Raw genomic sequence first — 6,739 nt, 5'->3', positions numbered from 1 at the left:
ATCACCATCTCCTGCGATTTCATTGGATGTGTCGATGATCACCACACGTTTTTGTAATTCGTCTGCTAAAACGCGAGCAATTTCTCTCAAGGCAGTTGTTTTACCTACACCTGGTCTTCCCAACATGAGAATAGATTTACCAGTTTCCACCAAATCACGAATCATGCCTATGGTGCCAAACACAGCGCGACCCACACGGCAAGTCAAGCCAATAATCTTGCCATTACGGTTGCGGATGGCACTAATTCGATGCAAGGTTTGTTCAATTCCTGCTCGATTATCTCCACCAAATGTTCCTACTCTCTGAATACAATCATCTATCTGTGCTTGAGTGACTGGTGTTTCGCTCAGATACTCGGCTTGATTAGGAAACCGAGCTTCTGGACGACGACCCAAATCCAAGACTACTTCTACTAAAGTTTCAATTTTGGGATGATTCTCTAGTGCTTTTTGCAAGTCTTGGGGCAAAATTTCTAACAACTTTTGGAGATCGTCTGTAATCGTCATGCTTTCTATAGTGACGTTTTTAGAGATAACTAACGAGCGATTATCGCTCCTGCTGTGATTTGATCTGGGAAACGAGTGAATATGCAAGCTCTACGGCTTGCCAGAGTAACTCAGGTTCTTCTTCCAGGTGAATATTTGCCTTAAGGTTATTTGGGTTCACCTCCTTGGTTTCTAGCTGCTCAATAATGGGCGAGATTAATACACGAGCATAGCTACCATAAGCTACTCCAGCGATGTAGTGCCGATTTGTTCCTGCTTGATCAGCACTGTTTAAAAGTCCCATTGCTTTTAACTTAGCAACTGTATATCTATTAGTGCCACCTGCTAACTGTACATATCCTGGTAAATTAGCAGCTAATACTTTGTGACCTAATTTTACAGTTGCTAAGGTGGTGCCATCACCGATATCACCACTCATCGGACGACCATCAGTTTGCCAAATGATTTGTTGGCATTGGGGGGAAATCAGATTGTAGATGGACTGGAGATATTCGATTAATCCTTCTCCATCAGGGCAGCTGATTGCTAGTAACTTCAATTGTGCTGCCCATGGTGAAATTACTTGCCACAATTGCTGAAATTCGGCTAAACGCCCTACTTTTGTATGTATTTCTAATGCGTCTACCCCCGTTGATATTACTAATGGTGCGATCGCTGTTGGTGTTGATATATAAGATTTTGTATAAATTATATCATATGGGCAAATGGGCAAACAACGTCCGCAACCGTAGCACTTTTGGGATTCAACTCCTGAAAAATTGTCTTTTGTACGGTTAAAGATGATTGCCTGAGCAGGACAGATTTTTTCACAGGGTCTATGACAAGTTTGGGGACATTGAGTTTGATCAAATTCGGCTTTGCGAAAATGAGGATCTTCTCCATCATTCAAGCTGACCATTAGGAATGGTAAATTACCTTTGTAATTAAAACCGCGCTCTTGGGCATCACCTGTTAAGCTTTTTGCTACCTGTAAAGCTGCTTGCACGGACGCAATAACTGCTGGATCAGCTGAAACATCTATACAGTCAGCACCAGCCAAAGTATAGGCTATTGTTAAACTTCTGACTGTGGGGAGATGTTGGAAACTAGCTCCGCAAATAAGTTTGAACCAGTTACCTTTGGTTAATGATTGTAAAGGTGCTAACAAATTATTCACATTTCTATTATGCTTTTATTTGACGAAAAATAAAAGCCTGAATATAACAAAAGTCCAGTTTAATGAATGCTTGGGTTTAATTTAACAGTAATGAAATCCAGAAATTCAATCAATTTTGTTGTTTCTTACTTGTTGAGATTGCTATAACTTACCATTGAGGTGCTGAATTAATAAAGTCAATTATAAATTTTTGCTCTATGGGTTCGGAAAATAAATAACCTTGAGCAAAGTCACAATTCAAATCTTTAAGATGTGCTAGCTGTTCTGGCGTTTCAACACCTTCTGCAATGGCAGTTATGCCCATAGACTCAGCAATACTAATCATTGCTGGTACTAAACCCATATTTGCTTTATCGAACTGCATAAGTTTAACAAAAGATTTATCGATTTTCAGAGCATCAAAAGGAAATATATGTAGATAACTGAGGGATGAATAACCTGTGCCGAAATCATCCATAATAAGTTTGATTTGGCATTGTTTTAATCTTTGCAGAGTAGCTTTAATTTCTTCCGTATTATCCATAATTACGCTCTCTGTAATTTCTATTTCTAAGAGTCTAGGATTAACTTGGGTGGCTTGAATAATTTCGTCAAATTGTTCAATAAAATTTGATTGATAGAATAAGCGTGCGCTTAAGTTAACACTAATTGTTAAATTTTTAGCTAGTTCTGGATAATTTTGCCAGCTACATAATTGTTCACAGGCTGACTGTAACACCCATGTATTAATCGGTTTAATTAAACCTGTTTCTTCAGCAATGGGGATAAATTCTGTAGGATAGATGATGCCACGATGTGGGTGTTTCCAGCGTATAAGTGCTTCAAAACCAGAAATTCTGCCTGTGGATAAGGCAACAATGGGCTGATAATAGACTATGAATTCCTGTCTTTCGATGGCTCTTCTGAGGTCATTTTCCATTTCTAAAGCATGGATAGCATTCTGGTACATGGCTGGCGTGAACACATGATATCTAGCTCTGCCCATCGCTTTAGCGTGATACATGGCTGTATCAGTATCTCTTAATAAATGCTCTGGTTTTTCATAATCTTTAGTACCCCAACTAATGCCAATACTGACATTCATAAAGACTTCATAGATAGATAATTTAAAATTAGTAGATAATTGTTGTAATATATTTTCGGCAATTTCTAAGGCTATATTAATATCTGTAAGATTATCTAAAATAATTCCAAATTCATCGCCACCTAATCTAGCAAGGGTATCTGATGGTGTCAGACATAGCTGAATACGATTAGCAAGAGCAATCAGCAATTCATCTCCTACTAAATGCCCCAGGGAGTCATTGATGATTTTAAAGCGATCGCAGTCTAAAAACATCACAGCAAAATGATAATCATATTCCTGTTTGGCACGATTTAAAGCTTTCTCTAAGTTCTTCATAAATAAGACTCGATTCGGCAAACCAGTGAGTGCGTCATGGAGAGCTATATCTAGTAATTTACTTTGAAGAGATTGGCTGATCGTAATTTCCTGCTGCAATTTAAGTAAGGCTTTTTCTAACTCCCAAGTTCTTTGTTTTACTCTTTGATCTAGTTCAGAGTTAAGTGCCATGAGTTCTAGTTGCGTTGTTCTTAATTTGATTTGATTCTGCACTCTTACTAGAACTTCTTCGAGTTCAAAGGGTTTAGTGATGTAATCTACTCCTCCTGTTTTAAAACCTTTAACTTTATCAAACACATCATCTAAAGCACTAATGAAAATTACAGGAATGTCCGCAGTGAGTTCCCACGCTTTAAAACGTTGACAGACTTCATAACCATCCATTTCTGGCATCATAATGTCCAACAAGATTAAATCTGGCAATACTGTTTTACAGGCAGTTAAAGCCATTTGCCAGTTTAAAGCTTTGCGAACGTTATATCCTGCTCTGGTGAGAATTGATGACAAAACTCGCAGGTTATCAACCATATCGTCAATGATCAAAATGTCTTTTTTATTGGTTTTCAGCACAGGTAATTCATTCTGCATCTGTTCCAGTTAGTTCCATACTTTGCCGACACTTTATAAATACTTATTCGCTAAATTATTAAGACCTTAAGACTGTTATTTGTATCCAAGTATACTTTTTGGTGAAATTACAGCCCAATTGGTGACATAAGTAGGTATGGTCAAGACTAACACTACATATGACGTAAGATATCAAGCAGTTAACTGTTATTAGTATATAGCCATACTTAATTTATTTACATTTGCTTAAATTTTTAGCACATATCTTCTGGCTTATAAACATCAAACTTTGTTATAACACTATAATTAATTCGATATCACCTGAAAATACACAATACATATCTTATACAAGTAATACAATGCGTTGCCATGACTATATCAGGGGATATAATGAATTAACTGTATCTAAATCATCTTGTTTTGTCTAAGTATTTAACGAATTGTAAGCAACTGTAATATGAAACGCATCTTTTAAGCAGCTACTAATGTGTCAAAATTATCATGTTTGATAGAGAGAGAAGATAGGACATCCTCAACCTTACTCAGTAAGGCAGCATTTACTAGTTAAATTATATACAATTCACTAAGACAGCAAATAAGTAAGATTATCAATCTTGTTTTACAACCTGATCCATCAAAAATCTTGATATGATGAGGGGCATTTATTTGCTATGAAATTGAGAACTACTGTAATTTTATCTTGAAGACAAAAATTAAATTTTTTAATATAACTGCTATTTTATATAACTATAAATAGTTAGGGACTTCCAAAAAATAAAGGCTTTCAGGAATAACAGCAAAAATTGTCAATAATCTAGAAAAGGGAATATTGTTGGTTGGAAGTCCCTCATACTGAGTTCAAGGAGCAGCTTAGGGTGATGTTGTTATTCTTAATGGCGATCGCCGATTGATCGTTTCAAATGATAAATTATTGGGGGTATAAAGGTGATTTATCAATTTCTCCAATTTTGTTGATTGGCCAGAAGCGCAGTACGGCGCGCCCAATAATGTTGTTACGTGGTACAACACCCCAACAACGACTGTCGTAGCTACTGTTACGGTTATCACCTAGAACTAGATAAGAGTTAGGAGGTATTGTTTGGGATTTAGCTAAAAAAGGTGGTTGTGGCCCTGATTGACAAACATCAACAGAAGTATTTTGACTGGCGGTAAGATATTTATCTTCTTTCAGGGGTTGATTGTTGATATACACTCTGCCATTTTTAACGGCGACGGTTTCCCCTGGCAAAGCAATAATCCGCTTAATAAACGCATCCTGATATTGTTCTTTTTGTAACTCTTCTGTTGGTGAGAATACTACAATATCTCCCCTTTGGGGATCGGAAAATTTATACTTCAATTTATCAACAATAATCTTGTCTGCTTCCCATTGGTTTGGAGTACCGTGCAGAGTTGTTTCCATAGAACCAGAAGGAATCCAGCGTGCTTCGGCGACGAAGGTGCGAATACCCAAGGCGAGAACAATACTTAAGATAACCGTTCTGCCTAGTTCTGCGATCCAGGAATTATCGGGTTGTTGACTAGAGTTGTTGTCAGACACTTGATTTTGCATGAAATTATTGAAGTAAATAAAATTGTCGGTAATTAACTCTTGAGGGATACTATACTTGTTAATTTTAATGGGAGAAACTTGATTTCGTAGTCATGATTCTGAGGTTTTTTTGGTAGTTATTTCCCTTGATGTCAACAAAAATCTCAAAAATCAGGACTAATTGCAGCCAAGTTACTGCTTAAATTTAGCTGTTTATGGGAACGTAGTTAGTTTGATGTCATCACTCCAAAGTATATTAATTCGGCAAGCTCGCATCATCTTACCCAGTGGGGAAGCGATGGTGGGGGACGTGTTAACTAGCGATCGCCACATCGTGGAAGTTGCACCAGAAATTGCCACAACAACACCAGCAATAGAGATTGACGCACAAGGTTTAACTTTGTTGCCGGGAGTTATTGATCCGCAGGTGCATTTCCGCGAACCTGGATTAGAGCATAAGGAAGATTTATTCACAGCGAGTTGCGCCTGTGCCAAAGGTGGGGTCACGTCCTTTTTGGAAATGCCCAATACTCGTCCTCTCACCACTAACCAGGAAACATTAGACGACAAATTACAACGTGCCTCGAACAAGTGCTTAGTTAATTATGGCTTTTTTATTGGGGCTACGGCAGAAAATCTCCCAGATTTACTAACAGTATCACCAACCCCAGGCATTAAAATTTTTATGGGGTCGATGCACGGTCAATTATTGATTGATCAAGAGGCTTTACTGGAGTCGATATTTGCTCAAGGTCGGCGATTGATTGCGGTTCATGCGGAAGACCAAGCCAGAATTCTCCAACGCCGCCAAGAATTTGCAGGTATTCATGACCCTGCCATTCATTCTCAAATCCAAGACAATCAAGCGGCACTTTTAGCAACCCAGTTGGCATTAAAACTTTCTAAAAAATATCAACGTCGCTTACATATTCTGCATATGTCTACGGCGGAGGAAGCAGAGTTATTACGTCAAGATAAACCCAGTTGGGTGACGGCGGAGGTAACACCACAACATTTAATGCTCAATACCAGTGCTTATGAAACGATTGGCACTTTAGCACAGATGAATCCCCCATTGCGATCGCCCCACGATAATGAAGTTCTCTGGCAAGCTTTGCGCGATGGTGTGATTGATTTTATTGCTACAGACCATGCTCCCCACACTTTAGAGGAAAAAGCTCAAGAATATCCCAATACACCATCTGGAATGCCGGGGGTAGAAACTTCTTTAGCTGTGATGTTAACTGCGGCGATGGCAGGTAAATGTACTGTTGCTCAGGTAGTCAATTGGATGTCTAAGGCTGTGGCTGAAGCTTATGGTATTCCGAATAAGGGAGTGATCGCACCTGGTTATGATGCCGATTTAGTCCTCGTAGACTTGAACACATATCGCCCTGTGCGCCGTGAAGAATTATTAACTAAGTGTCGCTGGAGTCCCTTTGAAGGCTGGAATCTCACAGGATGGGCTGTGACTACTATTGTGGGGGGTCAAATTGTGTATGACAAAGGTCAACTCAATACCCAAGTGCGGGGTCAAGCTTTAAGTTTCGTGTAG

The 6,739-nt window shown here is 38.7% G+C and carries 5 protein-coding genes (1 of these 5 running past the window's edge); 1 reads left to right on the top strand and 4 read right to left on the bottom strand.

The genetic code is table 11. The features are described from left to right. The 4 genes from CV014_RS18390 to lepB form a co-directional block, all read right to left on the bottom strand. A protein-coding gene (locus tag CV014_RS18390) for a R3H domain-containing nucleic acid-binding protein (RefSeq protein WP_236143351.1) crosses the window boundary here: on the bottom strand, positions 1 to 507 show its start. Its footprint begins 1,230 nt before the window's first position; 507 of the gene's 1,737 nt are visible here — the first part of the coding sequence; it begins with the start codon at positions 505 to 507; the stop codon falls past the left edge of the window. A gap of 40 nt (positions 508 to 547) precedes the next feature. Continuing rightward, a complete protein-coding gene (ldpA, locus tag CV014_RS18385) occupies positions 548 to 1,663 on the bottom strand; it encodes a circadian clock protein LdpA (protein WP_236143350.1) in 1,116 nt (371 codons plus the stop codon). Between the two features lie 148 nt (positions 1,664 to 1,811). After that, the gene (locus CV014_RS18380) at positions 1,812 to 3,653 is read right to left on the bottom strand and encodes a two-component system response regulator (RefSeq protein ID WP_236143349.1); all 1,842 of its coding nucleotides are present in this window, start codon (positions 3,651 to 3,653) and stop codon (positions 1,812 to 1,814) included. A 907-nt stretch (positions 3,654 to 4,560) separates the two neighbouring features. Next, positions 4,561 to 5,205 (bottom strand): signal peptidase I, encoded by a 645-nt coding sequence (gene lepB / locus CV014_RS18375; RefSeq protein ID WP_236143348.1) that lies wholly within the window; start codon positions 5,203 to 5,205, stop codon positions 4,561 to 4,563. A 214-nt stretch (positions 5,206 to 5,419) separates the two neighbouring features. Between lepB and CV014_RS18370 the strand changes: the two genes are divergently transcribed. Next, positions 5,420 to 6,739, top strand: a complete 1,320-nt coding sequence (locus tag CV014_RS18370) for a dihydroorotase (RefSeq protein WP_236143347.1) — start codon at positions 5,420 to 5,422, stop codon at positions 6,737 to 6,739.

Origin of the sequence: Nostoc sp. CMAA1605, from assembly GCF_021596505.1 — a bacterium.
Taxonomy (GTDB): Bacteria; Cyanobacteriota; Cyanobacteriia; order Cyanobacteriales; family Nostocaceae; genus Trichormus.
The sequence above is the reverse complement of the archived record's forward strand: the minus strand, read 5'-3'. Positions and strand labels throughout refer to the sequence as shown.